This window comes from Streptomyces sp. NBC_00016 (assembly GCF_045040885.1).
GTDB classification, from domain to species: domain Bacteria; phylum Actinomycetota; class Actinomycetes; order Streptomycetales; family Streptomycetaceae; genus Streptomyces; species Streptomyces coriariae.
Genome location: NZ_CP108304.1, coordinates 65305 through 86996, shown reverse-complemented (window position 1 = coordinate 86996; position 21692 = coordinate 65305). Strand labels below are relative to the sequence as shown.

Annotated in this window: 18 protein-coding genes and 1 pseudogene; 15 read left to right on the top strand and 4 right to left on the bottom strand. The window is 69.4% G+C overall.

Features of this window, described 5'->3' with window-relative positions; translation table 11 throughout:
* Positions 1-138 precede the first annotated feature (138 nt).
* Both OG933_RS00385 and OG933_RS00380 read right to left on the bottom strand, forming a co-directional pair.
* The gene (locus tag OG933_RS00385) at positions 139-1899 is read right to left on the bottom strand and encodes a S8 family peptidase (RefSeq protein ID WP_405624742.1); all 1761 of its coding nucleotides are present in this window, start codon (positions 1897-1899) and stop codon (positions 139-141) included.
* Positions 1900-3503: 1604 nt separating this feature from the next.
* A complete protein-coding gene (locus OG933_RS00380) occupies positions 3504-4562 on the bottom strand; it encodes a hypothetical protein (RefSeq protein WP_405624741.1) in 1059 nt (352 codons plus the stop codon).
* A gap of 97 nt (positions 4563-4659) precedes the next feature.
* Here OG933_RS00380 and OG933_RS00375 point away from each other — a divergent pair, with 97 nt between their 5' ends.
* The 3 genes from OG933_RS00375 (at position 4660) to OG933_RS00365 (ending at position 6625) form a co-directional block, all read left to right on the top strand.
* A complete protein-coding gene (locus OG933_RS00375) occupies positions 4660-4938 on the top strand; it encodes a hypothetical protein (protein ID WP_362533539.1) in 279 nt (92 codons plus the stop codon).
* Positions 4939-5219: 281 nt separating this feature from the next.
* Positions 5220-5570, top strand: a complete 351-nt coding sequence (locus OG933_RS00370) for a hypothetical protein (protein ID WP_405624740.1) — start codon at positions 5220-5222, stop codon at positions 5568-5570.
* Positions 5567-6625 carry a hypothetical protein gene (locus OG933_RS00365; protein ID WP_405624739.1) on the top strand — a complete coding sequence of 353 codons (1059 nt, stop codon included), beginning with the start codon at positions 5567-5569 and terminating at the stop codon, positions 6623-6625. The genes OG933_RS00370 and OG933_RS00365 overlap by 4 nt, the downstream gene beginning before the upstream one ends.
* Positions 6626-6924: 299 nt before the next feature.
* Here OG933_RS00365 and OG933_RS00360 read toward each other — a convergent pair whose 3' ends face one another.
* The gene (locus OG933_RS00360) at positions 6925-7455 is read right to left on the bottom strand and encodes a GNAT family N-acetyltransferase (RefSeq protein WP_405624738.1); all 531 of its coding nucleotides are present in this window, start codon (positions 7453-7455) and stop codon (positions 6925-6927) included.
* A gap of 107 nt (positions 7456-7562) precedes the next feature.
* On the opposite strand from OG933_RS00360, the gene OG933_RS00355 reads away from it, so the two are divergent.
* From OG933_RS00355 to OG933_RS00330, 6 genes are all read left to right on the top strand, one after another.
* Positions 7563-8126, top strand: a complete 564-nt coding sequence (locus tag OG933_RS00355) for a tellurite resistance TerB family protein (RefSeq protein ID WP_057604975.1) — start codon at positions 7563-7565, stop codon at positions 8124-8126.
* 391 nt (positions 8127-8517) lie between these two features.
* Positions 8518-9006 (top strand): hypothetical protein, encoded by a 489-nt coding sequence (locus OG933_RS00350; protein ID WP_405624737.1) that lies wholly within the window; start codon positions 8518-8520, stop codon positions 9004-9006.
* 992 nt (positions 9007-9998) lie between these two features.
* Complete coding sequence (locus OG933_RS00345; RefSeq protein WP_389061096.1) at positions 9999-10472, top strand: carboxymuconolactone decarboxylase family protein; 474 nt, start codon at positions 9999-10001, stop codon at positions 10470-10472.
* Positions 10473-10655: 183 nt separating this feature from the next.
* Positions 10656-11576 (top strand): RNA polymerase sigma-70 factor, encoded by a 921-nt coding sequence (locus OG933_RS00340; protein WP_405624736.1) that lies wholly within the window; start codon positions 10656-10658, stop codon positions 11574-11576.
* Between the two features lie 155 nt (positions 11577-11731).
* Complete coding sequence (locus OG933_RS00335) at positions 11732-12565, top strand: NAD(P)H-binding protein (RefSeq protein WP_405624735.1); 834 nt, start codon at positions 11732-11734, stop codon at positions 12563-12565.
* A gap of 568 nt (positions 12566-13133) precedes the next feature.
* Entirely contained in the window at positions 13134-14330 is a 1197-nt protein-coding gene (locus OG933_RS00330; RefSeq protein ID WP_405624734.1) for a hypothetical protein, read from the top strand.
* A 533-nt stretch (positions 14331-14863) separates the two neighbouring features.
* Here the strand turns inward: OG933_RS00330 and OG933_RS00325 are convergent.
* On the bottom strand, positions 14864-15058 hold the full coding sequence (locus tag OG933_RS00325; RefSeq protein ID WP_405624733.1) for a hypothetical protein: 195 nt from the start codon (positions 15056-15058) through the stop codon (positions 14864-14866).
* Between the two features lie 251 nt (positions 15059-15309).
* Here OG933_RS00325 and OG933_RS00320 point away from each other — a divergent pair, with 251 nt between their 5' ends.
* The 6 genes and pseudogenes from OG933_RS00320 (at position 15310) to OG933_RS00295 (ending at position 21605) form a co-directional block, all read left to right on the top strand.
* Positions 15310-15702, top strand: coding sequence for a hypothetical protein (locus OG933_RS00320; protein WP_405624732.1), 393 nt, complete (start codon positions 15310-15312; stop codon positions 15700-15702).
* Positions 15703-16735: 1033 nt separating this feature from the next.
* Positions 16736-17454, top strand: a pseudogene (locus OG933_RS00315) (response regulator); the annotation flags it as partial.
* A gap of 1290 nt (positions 17455-18744) precedes the next feature.
* Positions 18745-19176 carry a cupin domain-containing protein gene (locus OG933_RS00310; RefSeq protein WP_405624731.1) on the top strand — a complete coding sequence of 144 codons (432 nt, stop codon included), beginning with the start codon at positions 18745-18747 and terminating at the stop codon, positions 19174-19176.
* A gap of 191 nt (positions 19177-19367) precedes the next feature.
* Positions 19368-19793: a hypothetical protein gene (locus tag OG933_RS00305; protein ID WP_405624730.1), complete on the top strand. Its 426-nt coding sequence runs from the start codon at positions 19368-19370 to the stop codon at positions 19791-19793.
* A 345-nt stretch (positions 19794-20138) separates the two neighbouring features.
* On the top strand, positions 20139-20750 hold the full coding sequence (locus tag OG933_RS00300) for a hypothetical protein (protein WP_405624729.1): 612 nt from the start codon (positions 20139-20141) through the stop codon (positions 20748-20750).
* A 564-nt stretch (positions 20751-21314) separates the two neighbouring features.
* Positions 21315-21605, top strand: coding sequence for a hypothetical protein (locus tag OG933_RS00295; protein ID WP_405624728.1), 291 nt, complete (start codon positions 21315-21317; stop codon positions 21603-21605).
* Positions 21606-21692 lie beyond the last annotated feature (87 nt).

The window sequence follows — 21692 nt, the reverse complement described above, 5'->3', positions numbered from 1 at the left end:
CCGCCGCCGAGGCCCCTGTGCCCTCTGCCGCGCAGCGGTTCCAGCCGTGGCCGACCGCAGCCCGCCTCGTCCGCGGCCGCGGACAGGGAGCTGCCGTCGGCGCACAGCGTGCCGACGCGGGCGTTGCCGGGCCCTGCGTCAGAAGGTCAGGTTCCAGGCGTCGATCTTGCCTGTGTCGGAGGCGGCGTTGTCGTTGACGCGCAGTTTCCAGGTGCCGTTCGCGACCTCCGAGGAGGCGTTCACGGTGTAGCTCTGGGCGATGTTGTCGGCGCTGCCGCCGGCGTGGTTGTGCAGCGTGTAGACGGTGCCGTCCGGCGCCACCAGGTCGACCTTCAGGTCGCCGATGTAGGTGTGCTTGATGTCCACACCCACCTTGAGGGTGGCCGGGGCGTTGCCTGTCACGCCGGTCACGGCGATCGGGCTCTCCACGGTTGCGTTGTCGTTGACGGCGAAGTCCGCGAGGTTCTCGAAGTACTTGCCGGGCGGCGGGGTGGTCCCGACGGCCTTGAGGGCGTCGACCTGTCCTTCGCCGAAGAACGAGTTGCTGGCCGTCGTGCCCGTGCAGCGGCTGTCCGAGGGGCAGGCGATGTCGTTGGCCTGGGCGGCCAGCTTGGCGCGGATCTGCGCCGGGGTGATGCCCGGGTCGGCGCTGGCGATGAGTGCCGCCACGCCGACCACGTGCGGAGTGGCCATCGAGGTGCCGCTCTTGCTGCCGTAGCCGCCGCCGGGAACGGTGGAGTACACGTTGCTGCCCGGCGCCGCGACGTCGATGACGCCCTGCCCGTAGTTGGAGAACGAGGCCTTGGTGACGCCCGTGCCGTTGGCCGCGACCGTGACCACGCCCGGCAGCTCGGTCGGGATGTCGAGGCAGGCGTTGGTGATGGTGCGGGTGACCGGCGTCGAGTCGTTCGGGCTCGCGGAGTCGGTCGTCTTGTGGGCGAGGTCGTAGTTCTCGTTGCCCGCCGCGGCGATCTGGAGGGAGCCCTTGCCCTCGGCGTACTCCTGGGCGCGCTTGACGCCCTCGATGATGGCGGCCTGGTCGATGTTGTCCGGGCAGTTGAACTGCCACGGGTCCGTGTAATAGCTGTTGTTGGTGACCTTGAAGCCGTGGTCACCGGCCCAGACGAAGCCGCAGATGGTGTTCTCGGCGAAGAAGAAGGAGTTGCCCGGCTCGGCGACCCGGACCGCGGAGATCCTCACCCCGGGGGCCACGCCGACGACGCCCTTGCCGTTCTTGGCCGCGGCGATGGTGCCCGCTACGTGGGTGCCGTGCGTGTCGACGTCCCGCCAGGCGCCGGCACGGGTGTCGGGCTTGCCGTAGGCGCAGGAGACCGAGTCGGCCGCGTCGAAGTTGGGCGCCAGGTCCTGGTGCCGGTCGTCCACACCGGTGTCCAGGATGCCGACCTTGACGGAGGCGGAGCCCGGGTTCACGGCCCAGGCCTGGTCGGCCTTGATCTGGCTCATGTCGGCCCGGACCGGTTCTCCGGCCGGGGTCGAGGCCTGGGCCGGATCGGCCGGGAGCGCCGGGTTGTAGGCGTCGGCCGGGACGTCCGAGGTGCGCGTGGCGCCGACCTGCTGCACGCCGGCGACGCCGCGCATGGTGGCGGCGAACCCGCTGGACGCCGAGTGGGCGACGATCACGCCGATGGCGTCGAAGTTCGAGAAGACGGTGCCGCCGTTGGCCGCGATCGCGGAACGGACCGCCGAGCTGTCACCGGGGGCGGTGATCACGAGGTAGGCACGCGTGCCGGCCACCCAGGTCGCACTCAGGGAAGCCGGCACGGCGGCCGGAGCGTGGGCCTTGGCGGCCGTCGCGGTGGAGGGGGCGACGGGGAGCGTGCCCGCGAGGGCGCCCGGGGCGCCGAACGCGAGGACGGCGCCGAGCGTGGCCGCCAGCACCAGAGTGCGTCTAGGTCGGCCGGATATGGGGGGTATCAATGCGTCCTCCGGAGACGGCCCGGCCGCGCTGAGGGCACCGGCGGGGCCGCACGAAACGAATGGTGGATGCAAGATGTCAGGTGCATGCTCCTGTACGGAAGTACCTTTCCGCGCAGGGACGTCATAGGGGCATGGCTGAAAAGAGACACACTCCGGGCATCAAGGGGTCGAGACCCCTCGGGAGCTCGGCGACGCCGACCGCGCCCTGGCATAGCCGCCGACCTGGCGCCGGCCGTGCTGCCCGCACCAGAGCCGGACCCGACCCGAGGCACTCCCCGGCCGTCGCCGCCTCGAGGCCGTTCTGTACGAAGGGCCTGCGGCCCGCATCCACATCACCTACGACGGACCCGAGACGCTGCGCAGCGACCTTGAAGTACGGACCAAATCCCTTGACCAGGTCGCCGCGCACACGCCGGACCACCGCCTGCTCGACGACTTCGGCACGCTCCGCGTGGTCTTCGGGATCCTTCTGAAGGACGGCCAGGACATCCGTGTTGACTCGCTCTTCGCATTTGCCCAGGTCTCGCTGCCTCGGGGAACACCACCGCATCCCGCGCCAGCAGCTTCCACTGCCGCTCCCCCCAGCCCGCCGGCCGGGCACCCCGCCCGCGCGCGGCCGCGACCACCTGCTCCAGCCGCGGCCCCCACACCATCTCCCGCGCCCAGAAATCCTCCCGTTCCCACCACCCGCACACCACCGCACGCGCCAGCGCGAACACCTCACCCGGCACTACGCCGGCCGCCCCCGCCGCCCGGGCCACCCGCACCCACCGGCGCTGCGCCCGGCCCAACTCCCCGACGAGAGAGGCGACATCGGCGAACTGAAGCGGATGCCCCTCACCCCACATCGAGCAGCCACCGCCCGTGCGGCGCACCCAGCCGCCGCCGCGACGGCCGGCACACCCACACCTGCCCGCCCCCCGCCTCGCGCCGGGCCGCACACAGCCGGCAGCCGAAGACCACCGGCCCCACTGCGGCGCACCCAGCCGCCACCGCACCCAGCCGCCACCGCACCCAGCCGCCACCGCGCCCACCCCTGCCCGTCCTGCCCCGGTCCGTCCTGCCCCGGTCCGTCCCCGCCCCGTCCGTGCCCGGCCAGCGCCTGGGGCCCGGCCGTCCAGGACGGCAGCGCCCGCGCCAGATGGCCAGCCGGCACGCGGCACCACCCGGCCAGCTGCTCCTGCGCCACCGCGTCGAGCAGTACCTCGCCGTCCGGGCGCCCGCCGTGCCGGTGGCGTACCGGGTTCACCCAGCGCCACCAGGCCGTCAGATCGCCGGTCTGCAGCCGGTAGACGGCCGCCACCCGGTGCAGGAACGACCACGTCGTCTCACCCGCAACAGGTGCCACGTGCAGGACTGCCTCCATCCCGACTGCCTTTCGTTCACCGGTCGCGGTGACCGAGGTCCCTGCGGGCCGGCGCCGGTCCGCTGTGCTTGCGGCCGCGGCAAGGCGAACGAGCGCCGGTGTCGGCCGGTACCGACCCCTGGCAAGCCGTGACTCGAAGGAGCAGCCGGGAAACGTCCCTGTCCCTGTCCCCTCCTCCCGGTCGCCGGATTGGCGGTGTTCAGGCGTGGCTGGGGGAGGGGCGGTCGTCCAGGACGATGGTGGTGACGTCGGTGTCCCCGGATCGGCCCCCTGGGGCACTGGAGGCGGCGGTGACGGCTTCTCGGGTGCGCTGGTTGATGGCGTGGGCCAGGGCCCAGGCGGCCAGGTCGTCTGTGGCGGGCTGGTCGAGGATGTGCTGGGTGGTGACCAGCACGGCCAGCAGGGAGCGGCCGGACAGGCGGGTGTCGATCTGTCCGTCGTCGGTGTCGGTGATGCGGTCGGGCAGCCGGAAGTGGGCGTGCCGCAGGCTCTGTTCGACGAGGAAGGCCCAGGTGTCCTTGGGGCAGACCAGCCGTGCGGAGGAGACGGCGGCCGCGGCCAGCAGACCGCGCAGATGTTCCCTGTAGCGGTCATCGGCGGTGTCGGCGGTGTCGCTGTCCTTCCCGCCGTCCGGTGATATCCCGGGCGCGACGGGCTGGGCCTGCCCGGCACCGGATGCGGCCGCAGGAACGCCGGCCGCCCCGTTGACGTGCGGGTCTGAAACGGCAGGTAGCGGCTGCGCAGCGACCAGGACTCTCTCCTCGTCGTCCGGCACGTCGGGCTGCGGGTGTGCCTGCGCTGCCTCGGCGGGCGGCTGTCCGTCCGCACGCTCACCGCTGGCGTCAGGCTCGGGCCGTTCGGACACGGATGCGCCGCCCTTCCGCTCGTCGTCCAGGTCGCCGCCCGGCTCGAGCGCCGGCGTCTGCTGCTGCGCGTCGTGCACCTGCCCGGCCACCGCGGTACCGGGGATGTGGGGCAGGCCCAGGGTGTGGGCCCAGGCCTGGGCGATTTCGCGGCGCAGGCCTTCCATCGCGGAGCGGACCTCGCCGAGGTCGCCGAGCATCCGCTCCTGCCGGCGGCGCAGTTCGCGGTTTTCCTCCCGCACGCCGGTGGTGCTGTAGGTGACGTGTTCCAGCACCTTGCTGTGCCGGCTCTCCTGCACCTGATACAGCGCAGTGATCCCGGTGTTGGGATCGGCGAGCATCCGGCGGATTTCCCCCAGCTCGCCGATGATCTTTTCGATGTCTCGTCGTGCCACGCGCTCTCCCTTCGCGATGACCGGGACATCCCTTTCCGCCCGTCCATCAGCTGACGCTGCACTTTTCGGCCGTTTCGTTCTTCCACCGGCCGCAGGGATGGAGAAGAGGGCCGGCGACTGGGGCGCGCTGCCCCACCGCACCGCGCACCGCATCATCAAAGCCCGCAGCGTTCCGACGACCTGGCGCCAGCTCCACGGCTTTCTCAAAGCGTGCGAAGAACACGAACGGCGCCACCACTTGTGGGCCCAGGCCCTGGACAAATGCCTGGCCCATCCGGACGGACTGGCTCCCCTGACAGGCCGCCGTCTCCTGGAAAAGCTCCAGCCGGTCAGCCCGCCTCGCGCCTCCCTCGGCCTGGCAGCGCCCGGCGGCTGAGGACAGCCTGGACCAGCGGCCATCGGGCACCCAACGGGGGGTGTTACGAAACTTGAGCTGCTGCCGGCTGGAGCGCCAGCTCGCTGACCTGCGGATAAGCCGGGTGCAGTGGTGGAAGGCAGCAAGTGGCCCATTGTGTGGCTACAGTCTGCTGCGGACGGGCAGAAACCTGCCCGTACATCAACCCCGCCTCGTGCGGGGTTTTTTGGTTGTCCTGTCCGAAGGCCCCGGCACCGATGGTGTCGGGGCCTTCGGCGTTGACGGCGGAGGAACACGCTCGAATGAATATCGTGGTCATGGTGATTGCTGGTGCGGTGGCGGTGCTGGCGGTCGTCGTCATCGTGGGGATCGTGGCGTTCGCCCACACAGCGAACAAGGTGGTGGACCGCAGCCGGACGGAGGACCTTCCGAAGGTGCTGGAGACCATTGGACGCACGCAGTCGGGCCTGGTGGGCGTGATGGGCCGCGGCATCCGGCAGATGAGACTCCCCTCAGGCCTGCCGTCACCTGCCTCAACGACGCCGTCGGCTGCTGCGCCGGCTGATCAGGGTGCAACGGGCGCTCTGGATGGCGCACCCGCCGGCACGGCGGCTGCGGAAGGCAGCGCCGGTGCGCAGGGGGTGATCCAGTGACGCGCAGCAGGCTCTACGGGCCTGACCGGGATCCGGTTGCCCGCCATGTCGGCGAGCCCTGGATCGACCGGGCGCTGCGCAAAGTGCTCAAGCCCAACGAGATACGCCTGCTGACCGACTGCCTCTGGGGAGCTCCGCCCGACCAGGTAGGGCGACGCCTGGGCATCCGTGAAGACGACGTCCTGCGCCTGGTGTCGGCCCTGCTTCACCGCATCAAGACATCCCCCTACGGTCCGGCGCTGCTGGAGGAACTGCGATCAGGCAGCGGGCCCCGCTTTTCCGAGCTGCTGTGGGAAGGCCGCAAGGAAGTACCCGTGCACCGCTGCGCGAGGACGGGGTGCACCGAGCCGCCGTTCACCCAGCGTGCCACCGGCCGGGCCCGCCGCTTTTGCAGCAACCGGTGCAAGCAGGCGGCCTACCGGGAGCGACGCAACACCGAACAGACACCCTCCACCGCAGCCACCCGTCACCGTCCCCGAACCGAAGCACAGCGCCGCGGCTACCTGCTGCGCCAGTACGACGAGTTGCCCGAACTTCCAGCACCACGCCGAGAGCAGGGCTGGTTCTTCACCTACATCCAGCGCCGCATCCGCTACGCCGCCATGCGGCCGGCCCTTCCGGCCTTGGCGGTGTCCCGGGCCAAGCCCCTGCCGTACTCCTTCCGCTCCGCAGGCAGGTTCGGGCTGCCCCCGCTCTTCTTCGACACCGCCAGCTACAGCATGGACACGACGGCAAGGCGGCGCCTTAGGGAGCTCTACAGGTGGTTCAACGACAGGCAGGCCGCGTACAGGCTTGGTGCCACAGCACCAGCGCGGCGGCAGCCCCGTGTGAAGCCCGAGGGCAGTCTCACAAGCCCGATGCAAGCACTCATGGAGCACACTCTTGACCAACTCCCGCCGCCGCGGGTGTATTTGCCAGACGCGGCCCGCGCCGGGCGCTTTGAAGCACCTCCGGCCTCTGGCCCGCCCCCGCCTCCCTGGCATACGAGAACCACACTGCAGGGGCAGACGACGCGTGCGCCGGCGAAGCGCCGTCGGCGGCGCAGAGGGCGATGACGTGGCGGCAGGCCGGCCAACGCCTGCAACGTCTGTGCCGGGCTCCGTGTGGCGTTGCACGGAGCTCAGCAGGGTACGGCGGCGCCGACTGGCTGGGGCTGTCAGCCGGCTTTGAGGTCGCTGAGGTGTGCCGAAGCACGACAGTTGGCACCAGGGAGGTCGACCGAGCTGCGGCCCTCCCAGCGTTGAGGCACTGTAGTCGTCACCGAAACGACCCGCTGCTTGTCACCAACGACAGAACCGGCAGGGTTGTTGTCACCGGCCTCGCTGCTCCTTCGACGCGCTGGGATGAGTCCGGGTCAGGCCGTTCGCTCTCCTCCGGCTCCTCCGGCGCTGGGCCGGTCTGAGGCAGGGCTCCTGGCTGAGGCGATGTCGTCGCGGAGCAGGCTGTAGCGCACGACGTCCCGCCACTGCCCGTCCCGGAACACGGTGCTGCGCAGCACGCCCTCGCGGGTGAAGCCGGACTTCTCCAGTGCGCGCTGCTCAGCGATGTTCCCCATCTCGGTGTCCGCCTCGAGTCTGACCACCGGTGTGTGCGCGAACAGGTACCGCGTCAGCAGCCGCTGGGCCTGCGTGCCGACACCCCGGCCCCGGGCTTCTGACAGCAGCTGGGCTCCGATGTTCCAGCAGTAGGAGCTCCTCGAGGTCACGACCTTCCGCCATGCCACGAAGCCGAGCCGGTCGGCGCCGGTTACCACCATCAGCTGACCGCCCTCATCGCTCAGCAGGCCGTCCTGCGCCCAGCGCCGCCGCCAGCGCCCCGGATCTGACCAGCCCAGCCACTGGAAGGGCCCGGTCGCCTCCGGATCTGTCAGGAACCGCTCAAGCACCGGAGGTCATGGAGGGCAATCTATGCCGGGGCCCGCTGTGGAACCTTTTCCGGGGCGGGGCCGTTTCCGGGGTGAGATCGATCAGACGAGTACCGAGGTGACGGCAAATGGCACTGTTCGACCGGCTCAAGGACCAGGCCAAGAGCTTGCAGCAGCAGGCGCAGGGCGGGCGCGGCACGACCGGGGGACATGGTTCGCAGAGCGGTTCGCGGACGGGCTCGCACGGTGGATCCCGCGCCCAGCTGGTCGGCTTGCTGAAGAACCAGCTCGGCTCGATCAAGACCGAGCTGAAGAGCGGTGCGTACCGGGACGCGAGCATGGCGATGTGCGCGCTGGTCGCGGCGGCCGACGGCCATGTGGACGCGTCCGAGATGCAGCAGATGGAGTCGATGATCCTCAGCAACGAGGTGCTGCAGAACTTCCCGCCGGAGCAACTGCGTCAGCGCTTCCACAAGCACGTGGAACAGCTCACCCGTAACTTCCCGCAGGGGAAGGCCGAGGTGATGCAGGACATCGCCAAGGCCGCCAAGAAGCCGACCGAGGCCCGCGCGGTGATCCAGACCGGCATCGTCATCGCCGGCGCCGACGGGCACTTCTCACAGGCGGAGCAAATGGTCCTCCAGGAGGCCTGCGTGGCACTGGGGCTGAACCCCGCGGAGTTCCAGCTCTGACAGCTCGACAGCTCGACAGCTCTGACAGGGAAGCGGCCGCCGACGCAGGGGGAGTGCGTCGACGGGCCGCTGTCCGAGTCGTTGTCGAAGTACGGCTGGCACTCGGCCTGGAACGTGCTGCCGTTGTACGGCAAGGGGCCAGAACACCCGCGCCGGCGCTGCCTGCCAGGAGATTGGCCCGCTTCATCCCGCGCGGCCGCGGCCCCGGCCGGCGCGCGAGTTCAGGGGACCCTGCGCTAAGCCTCGTCGCCCCTGGTAGGCGGCCAGCAGGTCGCCAGCGATGGGGCCGGTCTGAAGGCGACCTCAATAACACCCCAATCGCGGTAGCGGTCATGTGGCGGCGGGGGCGTCACCTCCCGCCGCCAGATCACCGGCGTGCCGGGGAAACACCATGCGCACTCGACTCCTCACCCTCGTCACCGCCGCAGTCGCCTCCATGACGGTCCTGGCCGGCACCGCCTCGGCGGCCCCGGCGGACCTCAACGCCCCCTACGCCCGGGCTGCCGCCAAGGTCGGCGCGGACGGAACTCTCCTGGCCACCAAGAACGTCGCGTCATCGGAGCGGTTCAACGGGCAGCCCGCGGGCTACTACCGCGTGGGGGTCTCCGACCCCACCATCGACCTGCGCAACGCCGCCGTCCTCGCCACGATCAACAACCGCCGCACCATGATCACCACCATCCCGAACAGCAACAGCAACAGCAACAGCAACAGCAACAGCAACAGCAACAGCAACAGCAACAGCAACAGCAACAGCAACAGCAACAGCAACAGCAACAGCAACAGCAACAGCAACAGCTACACCCGCACCATCACCGTCGTGACGACCGACTACAACAACAACCTCAGCGACTTCCCCTTCACCGTCGCCGTCCTGTAGCGGCGACCTGAAAAGCGCCCCCCGCCGGGCGGGGCCAGGGAGATCGCCCTGGCCCCGCCCGGTGGCACAGCTATAGCTGCGCCACCCAGACGGGGCCGCCAGTGCGGCGCGCCTGTCGGCGGCGAGCTCCGCCGCTGCGCCGGGGCTCGGTGATCAGCAGTCACCGTCGCCGACTTGGCCGAAGCTCCGCAGGGGCTGGTCGCTTCGGGCGCGAGGGAGTGCCTCAGGTCGTTTCCGGTGCGCTCCGCTGAAGGGATGAGGGCTGTGCGCCGGGGGGCAACGGGGGGCAACAGCATGCTGCCCAGCCGCACACCGGTCGTCGGGGATCCCGACCGAGGGGCATGCCCGTCGGGTGGTCGCGTTGCGGGACACCATTCACCGCATCACCGACGAGGTGATCGACGCGGGCACCTTTCACTACGGCGGTGAGCTGCCCGGCATGGTCGACCAAGAGCTCGCCGACCTCATCTGATGCCGGGGGGATGGTTGTAGCGGGCGGCGATCTCGCCCAGCGGGTGGACACACTGTCCGGAGGCGACCGGAGAGAGAATCTCGTGGAACGTCCGCGCGGCGGGCCTGCGCGGGATTCGGCGGTCGAGCGGCGTACGCGTGGGGACCATCGCCGTGACCCAGTATTCGGGGCGTCGGGGCGTCGGGGCCGAAGTCGACGACATGGTTGTCGCCGAGGTCTTCCAGCGACGCGGTGTGCCGCGCTCGGCCAGCGGATGGTCTGCCGCCCACGGCGAGCACGCGGCCTCCGGTCAGCACGGTCGGGCCGACCGTGCTGACCGGTTCGGCCACCGGAAGCCACAGCACGTGCGCGTCGTGCTCTTCGGTGAGCAGCGCGGTGAACGGGTCGCTGCCAGCGACTCGGCCTGTGACATCCCGAGTCCGGTCAGCGGAGAGACGTGGGTCACACCGCGTCGTGTCACAGGCGTGAGGGCCGCCTCGTCTCGGGGGTGAAGGCATCGACGAACGTGGAGGAGCACACGATGGACGCGCGATTGAACTACTTCGCCAGCCCGACCGCCGGCAAGGCGCTCAAGTACTTCATGTCGGTCGGCCGGGTGCTGAAGGAATCGCCGCTGCCGGCTACGACGCAGGAGTTGGTAGCGCTGCGCGTGAGCCAGATCAACGGCTGCGCGGTCTGCATCGACATGCACACCAAGGAAGCCGCCGCGGCCGGTGAGAGCCCGGTGCGGCTGAACTTGATCGCGGCTTGGCGGGAAGCAACGGTCTTCACCGAGGCTGAACGCGCCGCGCTCGCATTGGCGGAGCAGGGGACCCGGGTCGCGGACGCGGCCACCGGGGTCAGCGACGAGGTCTGGGCGCGTGCCGCCCAGCACTATGACGAGGAGCAACTCACGGCCCTCGTGCTGCTGGTCTCGTTCATGAACACGGTGAACCGGCTGAACATCATCACCCAGCAGCCGGCCGGCGATTACCAGGTCGGCCAGTTCCACTGAACCCGCCACCGCGCCCCGGCCGGGTCAGGCCTGCCGGGACCGGGACGCCATGCTCAAGGCCATGAGGTCGTCCGCGGGCGCGGGCGTTGTCAGGTCCGCTCACACATCGGATGATCTTCGAAAGATGCCTCGTCGGCACGGGTCCGGCCGGGCACACAGTCCGCAAAGGGGGGGGGAGTCGGCGTGGGCAAGGTCGAGGAGTTCGAGGAGCTGCGGCCGCTGCTGTTCTCGATCGCGTACCGGATCCTGGGCAGCGTGGGTGAGGCGGAGGACGCGGTACAGGAGACCTGGCTCCGCTACGACGCCTCAAGAACCCGGCCCGCGTCGGCCAAGGCGTTCTTGTCAGCCACGGTGACCCGGATCGCGATCGACGTGCTGCGCTCCGCCCGGGTGCGGCGGGAGAAGTACGTCGGACCGTGGTTGCCCGAGCCGCTGCTGGACGATCCGTACGAGGACCCGGCCCGCGCGGCGGAGCTGGCCGACTCGGTGTCGATGGCGGCGCTGCTGCTCCTGGAGCGGCTCAGTCCGCTCGAGCGGTCGGTGTTCGTGCTGCGGGAGGTCTTCGCCTTCGGCTTCGCCGAGATCGCCGCCGCGGTGGGGCGCTCGGAGGCCGCGTGCCGACAGCTGCTCGTACGGGCACGCCGCCACATGCACGAGGGACGGCCCCGGTTCGAAGCGGACCGCCAGGAGCGGCAGGAGCTGGCGAGGCGGTTCTTCGAGGCACTGACGCAGGGAGACGTGGACGGACTGCAGAATCTGCTGTCCGCCGACGCCCAGCTCATCGGGGACGGCGGTGGCAAGGCACCGCAGCTGGCCAGGGCCGTCACCGGCGCCGAGAACGTGGCCAGGCTGCTCGCCACCGTCTACCCGCTCATGGCCCGGATCGACATCACGTTCGAACCGCACGAGGTCAACGGCCAGCCGGGCGCGCTCTTCCGCGACCGCGACGGCAAAATCCTCCACATCCTCGCCCTCGACACACTCGACGGGCAGATCCAGACGATCCGCGCGGTCATCAACCCCGACAAGCTCAGCCACCTCGGCCCGGTCGCCGACGCCTGGGCCGTCGACCGGGAAGTGAAGCAGACCCGTAAAACCCAGTGATCTCCCGACCAGCCTGACAGGGCAGGACCGGAGGTTTCAGTGCCGCATGCCGATGACCCTGGCGCACGGCTCGCCCGTGACGTCTTCCCACGATACGAACCGTGATCATCCACTGCGCAAGATCGATTATCGACACACCCACTGGGGGTTCAGTCATGATCCTGATTACCGGAGCCACCGGCGTCGTCGGCCGGGAAACCGTCCGCCTCCTGGTCGAGGGGGGAGCGAAAGTCGCCGCGGTCACCCGCGACCCGCACGCCGAATTCCCCGCCGGTACACAGCTCGTCCACCCCACGAAGGTTCCCACCCTCGGCGGCGTGGAGGCCATTCTGCTCAGCCCGCGTGCCGCCGGATCCACCGCTGTCGACCTGTTGGCCCGCGCCCGCGAGACGGGCGCGGCAAGAGCAGTCGTACTGTCCGCCGTCACCGTGCAGTACCCGGCTGGGCACGCACGCTTCCGGCAGCAGTTCCACGCTGTTGAGAAGGTCGCCCAGGAAAGCGGCCTGGACTGGACGATCCTGCGCTGCGCCGATTTCGCCGCGAACACCCTGGCCTGGGCCGGGCAGATCCAGGCGACCGGGACCGTCCGGGGGGCGTACCCGCACGCGAGGACCTCGACTGTCGACGAGCGGGACATCGCCGCGGTGGCCGCCCTTGCCCTGACTCACCCTCAGCACCACGGTCAGACCTACCTGCTCACCGGAGAGCAGTCGCTGAGCCAGCCGGAGAAGGTCGCCGCGCTCGGCGCGGCGCTCGACCGGTCACTGTCCTTCGTCGAGGCCGCACCGGACGAGATCCGCCGCGGCATGCTCGCCGCCGGCCTGCCCGACGAGGTGCCCGACCGGCTGCTCGGCTCGCTGGCCGACTACGCCCGCGAAGCCGGGCCCACCACCGACACCGTACGGCGGCTGCTGGGCCGCCCGGCACGTACGTACGCCACCTGGGCGCAGGACCACCGCGCCGCCTTCACTGCAGGAGGAACCCGATGAAATGCCGTCCCTCCTGCATCAGTTGCTTGACGGTGGCCCGGCCGCGCACATCTGCAGGCCGGTCACAGGCGGAGCAATGCCTGACCTGTCGTGTAGACGAAGTCACCGTGTCAGGCGTTATGCCTTGGCCTTGGGCCGCTTCCTCGACTGGGTGAGGGAGGTGCCATGCTCGCGCGGATCACCTCGTCACTGAGCCGGAGGGCTCGGAGCAGTTGAGCGCGATGCGGGGCGGGCAGGTCGCCGCTGCCGAACGCGCATGCGCGGACAAGTTCGCGGGCACGGCGACTGGCTCCCGGCTCTCTCCGATGTGGGCTGATTTTCGACGCGTAGGTCCATGCCAGGCTGGCTAGCGTTCCTGCGATCTGCCCGATCGGTGTTGAGGGGGACTTCCGTGTTCAGGATCCGTCCGGTGGCCAACGGCACCCGTACCGACCATCCCAGCCCTGGGCTTCCGTTCGTCAACGACGGTCGTCTTCCCCTGGACAACCCTGACGCGATCGAGCGGACCGGACGCAAGCAGGGCGACGGGTTGTGGGGCAGGACGGATCCGCTTCAGGGCGGGGGGTGGGTGGCGTTCACCACCGAGCCCAAGAATTCCGACTTCGCCTGGGCGGTGCACTACGACCCGGTGCACGGCCGGACCGTGCTGCTGATCCACGACGACGATCTGGGCGGTCTCCATCACGCATGGATGTACGAGCCCAAGGGCATCTTGTACCGCCACGGCGGATACTGGTGGGACGGTGAGCGGTGGAACCGTCCCGCGCTGGTCTGGGATGGCGCCTACGAGCGCTGCGACAAGCGCCCTGTCGAACGCCAGGTCACCATCACCGCAGCCGATGTGCTCCGATCCCCCTGCCAAGCGCATAACGCCAGCATCGCCACGATCGCCAGCTTCACCGCTCCCGAGGCGCCGGTCGCCAACTGGCAGGACCACCTGGCCCTGTGGGCACAGCGTCGTTCCTCCGGCAGTGGGAGTCGGCCGTTGGAGGCCTGCGTCGTCGACCTGCACGCACCCGAGCTGGAAGCCGACACGTTCGTCGACATGGCGGGGCTGACGAAGATCACCGCCGTACCTGCCGACGACATGCCCGACCTCCGCTACGGCGGCGCCAAGGAACTTCCCGAACCCCAGGAAGGAACAGGCCAGGCGATGCGCTGGTCGCTGCCCGTCGCGCGTGACTGGGCTGAGAACTTCCACCAGAAGAACGGCCCCAGGATCCTGTTGTCGGCGACCACCTCGTACAACACCACACAGCCGGCCGGCCTCACCGACAGCCACAACAGGCTCCGCGGCAACTTCCTGGAAGACCTCACCAAGCCCAGCGGGACGCGTCGCAAGCCCTTCCTGAAGGGAGAGGACGCCCGGCAAGCCGCCGACGACCTTGCATGGACCGCCGCGAGCAGCCTGATGTACGGCTCCGACTCCGGCCTGGTTCCTCACAGCGCTCTGCACGAAGTCCTGGTGGACGCAGTTCTCGGTCACCTCGCGGAAGACGCCCAACGCGAGCACGGAGCCAAAGTTCTCACGTGGCTGCCCAAAAGCACGGTGACCATGCTGGTCTGGTTCTTCCGCCATCAGCCTGACCGCACCGCGGGCATCCTTGGAGAAATCTGCCTGGAAGCACGCACACGCTTCGACATCGGCCCTGAACGCGTCGGAGAGATGCTCAGGAGGTCATTCCTCAACGACAGCGGCCTCGGCCGCAGCACCGCCGAGAGCCTGATGAACATGGCACTGCCTCCGTCCGCGCGCAGGCAGTAGAGCGGGCCCCGGGAATACAGCCCGCTGCCGTCGCGGCAGCGGGCCTACGCCCCTGCACCAGACACTGGGTAGCCCCGCCGGCACCCCCTCGCCGGCGAGGGGGTGCCCTCCCTTGCGGCGCAAGGTGGTCTCCCTCTCCAGAAGCGACAGCTTCTCGGGAGGCCCATGCGATGCCCTGCCCTCGGTGTAGTGCACCGGGTTGTACATGGCCGGATGGTCCAGCGGCGCGGCGACCTGCCGCACTTCGGCATGCCACGCCGCCCACACCTACGCCACGTGCTCCGAATCTTTCCCGTACGGGAACCCGGCCGACGGCTGAGCCGGGGCTCCCGCTTTCTCCGCTGTCTTCTCCGGCACCTGGACGACGGCCTGACCGTCGTCCAGGTGCCGGACGGTGTCGCGCGGGGCCTTCCCGGCTCAACACTGCTCCGGCAGCTCCTCTCCCGCGGCCTGTTGGGGGCGCAGTTGTTGTTCGGCTGCTGTGGATTCCTCGGTGGTGCGACTGAGGTGGAGCATCTGCCACGGCGGGTGGGCTACGGGATGAATTGAATCCAGTGGCCGGCGGTGCTGATCAGACCGCTGACGCTGGCGCCCCATGCCAGTACGGGGAGCGACAGGCTCAGGCTGAGGTGTCGGCCGGCGTGGATCTGCAGGCCCTTCCGGCCCAGGTTCAACTGCCAGGTCGCCGACGCCGACGTGGTGGTCGTGGTGGTCTGCTGCTCGCTCACGTCTTGCCCCTTCTCGAGCGCCCCTGGGTGAGCCCGGAACGGCCAGGCAGGGATGCGCTGGGTGTCCATGTTCCGGTTGCACCGGGGGTGCTTCCAGGAATCGGGTGCTAACTCGTAAGCCGTTGAATATGCAGGTCAGAAAGAGATGATCATGGAAGGCTCGTGAAGATCTGCGATGTGCGGATCTTTCACATTTCTTCGTGCTCCATCGCTAGAATTCGTTCCTCGGTGAGCGACATCCAGGGGGACCAGTGCCGGACGAAGCAGCAGACCCTGCCGAGCCGGCCGACCCGGCAGCCCGCTTCGAGCGGTCCCGCAAGGAGTTCGCAGAGGATCTGACGGTCCTGCTCATCAAGTGCGGCAACCCCACCCAGAAATCCTTGGTCGATGCGGCGGCGAAGCACGCCGCCAAGAAGCAAAACGACAAGTTCCGCCTGAACCCCAGCACTCTGTCCGCCGTGCTCCATGGGCACGTGTTTCCTGGCAACGAGTTCCTGTCCGCGCTGATCATGCAGCGTCCAAGTCCGTCCCGAAGTCGGCGACTACAAAAAATTATGGAAGGAATGGGAGGAAAAATGGCAGAAACTCGCATTCCAGAAAAAGCAGGCCGCTGCGTACCTCAAAAAGCAAAAGCGGGAAGCTGACCAGGCCGCCGCCAAGCTGCAGCAGCAGCGCGAACGGGCAGAGGATCTTGTTTCGGCTGCCCACCGGGAGGCAGACGCTCTGGTTGCCGGGGCGCGTGCCGACGTCGTTGAGCGGCTGCTCGATGCCCGTGACCGGAGCGCTGACATCACCGCCATGGCCAAGGACGATGCCGCCGCCCTCCACGCCACCCAGGCGCGGCAACTTGCCCTTGAGACCGCGGAAGCAGAGCAACAGCTTCAGACGCAGCGCGACGAATCGGCCCGTCAGATCCTTCACGAGGCACAGCAGACCAGCATCTTGCGGCTGAGGGCACAGGTTGAGCTGCAGCAGGCGCAGACGCAGGCGAAGTTGATGCGGGCGGAGGCTGCGCGGGAGTCGGAGGAGGCTCGTGAGCGGTGTGATGAGGAGATCAGGCAGGCGCGCGGTGAGGCTGAAGTAGAAGTCGCGCAGATGCTCGAGTCGGCCCGGCAGACGCTTGAGCGTGCCCGGCGGCAGGCTTCCAGTACACGGCTCGGCTTCCCCCTGCCCCGTACCGGGAAGGCTGGACCCCTTCCCACCAAGGCTGACGGGGAGCAGCCCGATCCTCGTGCGAAGGAATGCACCTTGTATGCCCGTCTCATGGCCTCTGCGCAGCCATTTTGGGAGGGCGGCGGGCAGCTGGCAGTGCAGACCGGGAAGCAGCTTGAAGTACGGCCCGTCTACGACATCGAGCCTGCCTGGACACCAGCCGTGTGGTTCGGGGCGCAGAAGCGGACGATGGGGCAAACTGCCCCGGACCAGCCCGTTGTCGCAAGTTTTCGTGCGGCTGCCAGCCAGTCGGCCCCTACGCAGGCCCCGCCGCAGGACGTCACCTCCCAGGGCGTGCAGCCATTGCCTGCCGAGGGGGCTGCCACGCACACCGCCCCCGCAGCTTCGGAACGCGCAGCGAGCTCCTCCCCGACAGCCGAACAGCCCCTGCCTGCCCAGCAGATACCGCTCACGCAACTGATGGGCGGGTGGGACGCCCTATATGCAGAGAGGAACGCCGCAAAGGAGCCCGAGCCGCTGGACGATCCGCGTCGGCTGCTGGTCTGGCCGGCGCCGGACGTCGGTACGCAGCAGGCGCTCAGCGACCGCGGCTACCGGCCGGTGATCGTGCGCTCGAGCGAGGAGGTCGACGCGCAGATCGCCGCCTTCCCGGCCGCGCTGTTCGTGGACCCGCTGACCGGGCCGATCACCCGTACCGCGTTGCAGTCGCTGCGCACGGCCGCGGTGGCCGCCGAGATTCCGGTGCTGGTCACCGCCGGGCTCGGACAGACGACGCGCGAGAACCCGGTAGGCGCCGATCCCGCCGTCCTGCTGAAGGCGCTCGCGCCGCGCGACAGCGAACAGCATCCCCGCGGGTGCTGCTCATCGAGGAGCACGCCGAGATCGCCCTCGCCCTGACGTCCACGATGGAGCGGCGCGGGATGCAGGTGGCGCGGGCGGCCAGCGACGCGGACGCCGTCACGCTCGCCGGGCAGCTGCGACCCAACCTGGTCGTGATGGACCTGATGCAGGTACGCCTTCATCAGGCAGGGATTCTCGACTGGCTGCGGGCGAACGGCCAGCTCAAACGCACCCCGCTGGTCGTCTACACGGCCGCCGTCGACTTAGCGGACCTGCCGCGGCTGGCGTCGGGAGATACGGTCCTCTTCCTCGCCGAACGGGCGACCAGCCCCGAAGTACAGATCAGGATCGTGGATGCCCTGGCCAAGATCAGTACCTGCTAGAGGACCGAGTCGGGGCTGGGACCGGATCTGTGCAGGACGTGGTCTTGCTTTCGGCTTCCGGGATTGGTCCCCTCGTCGCGGACTCAGCTAAGTCGCTTCCAGGTCTGACAGCCGGACGTCTGGAATGCCTTGCCGCCACTGGCTCGAGATGGACGGCGGTCGCGGTTCCGGCCGCAGCGCCATCCACGCCGTCGACTGCGAGGAAGCACCAGCCGGGCGCCGAAGCTGACCCTGGACCAGGCGCTGGACGCCGCGGAGCACCCCGGGACCCGGCTGTGCTCCCTGTGCAGCGTGGCAGCCGAACTGGACTCGGTGCTCAGGGTTTTCGAACATGGTTTCGGCGGCTCGGAAAACGACAACAGGGGAACGCAGTGATCGCCACACTTGCAGGATGAGCCTGTTCCACGCCGACTCCTACAGCCCCGACGACATGATGATGCACCCCTCGCCATCAGGCGATGCAGCCGGTCCTGGTCCAGCTCATCCAACAGCTCCGCGCCTGCGAGTCGGTGGAGGCCGGGATCGATTTTCAACGTGACCTGCTCACGCGCCTGCTGGAGGTGGAGAAGGACCGCTGGGAGTTCAAGCGTGCCGTCACCCGGATGCGCAACGGCAAGCAGCCGCACCCGGAGGCCCCGGAGCTCCAGCCAGGCCGCGACCCCGCCGACGTCGTCGCGTGCGTGCCGGCGGGCGTGCATGACCCAGGTGTGGGAGCGTTCGACAACCCAGCGCCGGGGCAGAACCCACCCCGCCTGGCTGGTGACCTATCTCGGATCAGCGCTGCACAGGCGCCGTGCGGATCTGCGTCGGCAGATCCGCGGCGTCCGGGGAGGAGAGGGACGCCCTGGTGCGACTGTGGCGGAGCACCCACTCCGCAGAGCCGGTGCCCACGGCCTGAGGGCCAGGTTCACGCCCGCCTTGGAGGCTCATGGCCTTGCCCAGTCCAGTCCGGGAGCTGCGAGTGCAGCGAGCCGTTCAGCGGTGAGCTCCCTTGCATAAAACGGCTGTTCGGGAGAAAGGCCTCCAGCTTCAGTGCTCCGCACCATCGACCATCACGGTTTCCACCTGAGGGTTGTCACAGAGCCTGTTCGGGCCCGGTACTGCGCAAGGTCGTCCTGTCCGTCGCGACCGCCGACGGCGGCAGGTGAACACCTTCTATGTTCCCTTTCCCTTTCGGTGACGTCGGCCGAGTGGGCACTCCTCTGCGCCGCGTGATTCGCCGGCATGCGGTGGGATGGGGGCTGGCGTGAACCGCTCGAACGGTCTTGTTCGCGCTGTTGTACTGCGTTTATGGCAGATCAGAAGCGGTGCTCGGTGGTTCGGACCGGGCATTACGAGGGAGCTCAGGGCGGTGTCTTCGGGGCGGGCATCAGCGCGCAGTCGGCGGGGGCGGAGGGGTTGTGTCTGCACCGGCTGGTGATGGCCGCGGGCAGCCGGGGCCGGCCTCACCTGCATGAGGGTCACGAATCGGCCATTTTCATCCAGTCCGGACAGGTCGAGGTGTGGCACGGGGAGGGGCTTGCCGAGCATGTGGTGCTGCGCGCGGGCGACTACATCCACATCCCGGCGGACGTCCCGCACATGCCGGTGAACAGCGGCACGCAGGAGATGGTGTGCCTGGTGGCGCGGACCGACCCGAACGAACAGGAGGGGGTCCGGCTGCTGGACCTGCCGGCGTGGCTGGAGGACCGGGTCGGCCCTGTGGCGGTGGGGGCGGGCTGAGCCGCAAGCGGCACCCCCTTCCTGGGATGGCCCCGGTCCCGCACCGGCGCGAAGCATGACGGGACACCGGTCGAGAGGCCCCCGCCAGATTCTGGCGGGGGCCTCTTCACACGCAGGGTGACTGCTCAGGAGGGAGCGCCGGCGCCGCCGATCCCGCTGAGGCCGCCGGTCAAGGAGCTGAGGGGGAGCCCGTGGTCGGCCGCGCCGTCCCCGCCACCCGCCGGGGCATCGCCTACTCCACGGCCGATGGCTGCGGCGCCACCCTCCAGCCCCGCTACTTCTCCATCGACCTCGACGCGCACCGACCTCGGCCCCGTGCCGTGCGGGCCGGCCGCCCGGACTCACCGAGCTTCGCGGTCGACTTCCCCTACCGGGTGTCCCTGCAGGAGCCGGAGGTCCTGCTGGTCTCGGCGGGCACCGAGTCCTGCACCTGCGACTGGTACCTCGAACTCGAATGGTCCTCGCAGGGCCGCAGCGGCACGGTGCGCATCGACGACCACGGCCGCCCGTTCCGTACCACCAGCATCAAGGGGCTGCCCCACTACTGGTACCGCGGCCCCGCCGGCTGGGTCCCCATGACCACCGCCGCCGACGGCGAGGCGGAAACCGGCGGCTGACGGGCGACGTCGGCCGCATCCGATGGCCGGCCGGCGCGGCGCGGGTCGTCCCGCGTCCCGGAACGGCATCCCGGGCCTCCCTGTTTGCGCAGGTCAACGCAGGTGGGACGGTCCCACTGTCCCGGGTATGGGGGCAGCTGTTGCCGGAGGTCTGCGGCGTCCTGGAATCTGTGGATGTCGCACCGGCCGAGGCGGCACGACCGCCCGGCCGGCAGCACGACGACCACCGCCCTGCGCTTGTGCACCGGGACACTCCTGTGCCCGGCGGCGTGCGGCGCCTCGCACCACCCGCCGCCCCACGACGCAGGAACACCCGCGCTCTGAATCTGAGAAGGAAGCCACCACATGAAGAGGAACACTCCCGCACGCCGTCGTCCGGCCCGCCGGGTGGCCGTCGCCGCCGGCCTGGTCCTGGCCCTCGGGCTCGGTGCGGCGGCGCAGGCCTCCGCCGCTCCGCAAGCCGCCGGCGCCCCGGTCAGTGCTTCTGCCCCGTCCACCGCGCTGTCCGACTCGGGCGCGCCGCTGTCCGGCCGCCAGATGGTCCGGGTGCTGAAGTCCCTGCTGCCCAAGGGCGCGAAGATCTCCGACGAGCAGAGCCAGGAAGGCTACGCCGCCCTGGTCTGGGACGACGGCCGCGGAAAGAGCATGATCGGGGTGAACGCCCAGCACGACATGGGCGACGTCATGGACGGGCTCATGGGCTGCGAGGGCGAGTACATCGCGTGCCAGGCCCTGACCCTGGCCGACGGCACCCAGGTGAAGCGGGCCAAGCGTGCATCGGAGAAGGGCGGCTCCGCCGTGGTGTGGCTGGTCGACACCCTCCACCCCGACGGCCGCCGGGTCATCGTCCAGGAAGTGAACTCCTACGCCGAGGGCGGCCCGGTGACGCGGCCGAAGCCCCCGCTCACGCTCGACCGCCTGCAGACCATCGCGCTCGACTCCCGCTGGGCGGGCTGACCGGATCGCCGCTCGGACGCGGTGTGCTCACACGCCATCGCAGAAAGGGCGCTCGACCGCTGCTTCGCCGCAGGTGCCTGTGCCGAGAGCGACGGCATCACCAAGGGCGGGGAGCGGTGCGTGAACTGATGTGTCCCGGCGGCGGGGCACCGAAGTGGTGCCCCGCCGTGTGACCGCATCCTGCAAGGCCGCCGTCCGTCCCACGTGGGACGGACGGCGGCCTTGCAGGCATGTGTCGCAGCGGACATCGCCCCGATTGGCTGCGTAGGTTTCAAGCGAGAGCACTTGTTGGTGGGTTTCGGCATCACGCAGTGACCGATGAGCGCGTGAATGTTGGTGAGAAGTAGGAGCACCGTCGGGTGGCGGGGGATCGATCGTGCGTGCGATGTCGGCTGTGTTCGTGGCAGGATGACGGCATGTTGATCAGAAAGGGCGATGCCGCGTAGGCGCCCGAAGGCCGTCCGTGCTGAGCTGTGGCGGCCTCGCAGACATGTTGTAGTTCGGCGGATCGGGGGCGTTTCCGCGAGGACTCGTGCAGCTGTCCGTCGCGTCGAGGATGAGCGGATGTGGCCTGGCGCGGTTGCTGACGCGCTCGCCCGTTTCGAGTGGGCGTTCCGGCAACCTGGCCGTTATCTGAATGCATCCCAGGTCTGGCAGCCCGGACTGGAGGTGGAGTATGCCCGCGACGATCTGGAAGAGGTCATGCTTCACCTCCCGCGCGGTGCCCAGCGCGATCTCGGCCGGCTGATTGCTCGCATCGATGATGAGTTCGAGCGTCGCACTCTGCCGATTCCTGGGCCGGTGAACGCCTTCACGGTGGGCGGCTGGTGGTGGTCAAGGATCCGTGAGCACTGAGGATGCTCACGAAGCGACCTGCTCCGGGGACAGGCTGGCCCATCGCATCACGGCACGCATCGCCTCAGACGTGGCCGATCGTTCTGG

What these genes read in the sequence shown, in the direction of transcription:
- OG933_RS00375 (WP_362533539.1), top strand. Translation starts at nt 4,660, where the DNA reads ATGGAGAAGAGGGCCGGCGACTGGGGCGCGCTGCCCCACCGCACCGCG.
- OG933_RS00370 (WP_405624740.1), top strand. Translation starts at nt 5,220, where the DNA reads ATGAATATCGTGGTCATGGTGATTGCTGGTGCGGTGGCGGTGCTGGCG.
- OG933_RS00355 (WP_057604975.1), top strand. Translation starts at nt 7,563, where the DNA reads ATGGCACTGTTCGACCGGCTCAAGGACCAGGCCAAGAGCTTGCAGCAG.
- OG933_RS00350 (WP_405624737.1), top strand. Translation starts at nt 8,518, where the DNA reads ATGCGCACTCGACTCCTCACCCTCGTCACCGCCGCAGTCGCCTCCATG.
- OG933_RS00345 (WP_389061096.1), top strand. Translation starts at nt 9,999, where the DNA reads ATGGACGCGCGATTGAACTACTTCGCCAGCCCGACCGCCGGCAAGGCG.
- OG933_RS00335 (WP_405624735.1), top strand. Translation starts at nt 11,732, where the DNA reads ATGATCCTGATTACCGGAGCCACCGGCGTCGTCGGCCGGGAAACCGTC.
- OG933_RS00310 (WP_405624731.1), top strand. Translation starts at nt 18,745, where the DNA reads ATGGCAGATCAGAAGCGGTGCTCGGTGGTTCGGACCGGGCATTACGAG.
- OG933_RS00300 (WP_405624729.1), top strand. Translation starts at nt 20,139, where the DNA reads ATGAAGAGGAACACTCCCGCACGCCGTCGTCCGGCCCGCCGGGTGGCC.
- OG933_RS00295 (WP_405624728.1), top strand. Translation starts at nt 21,315, where the DNA reads ATGTGGCCTGGCGCGGTTGCTGACGCGCTCGCCCGTTTCGAGTGGGCG.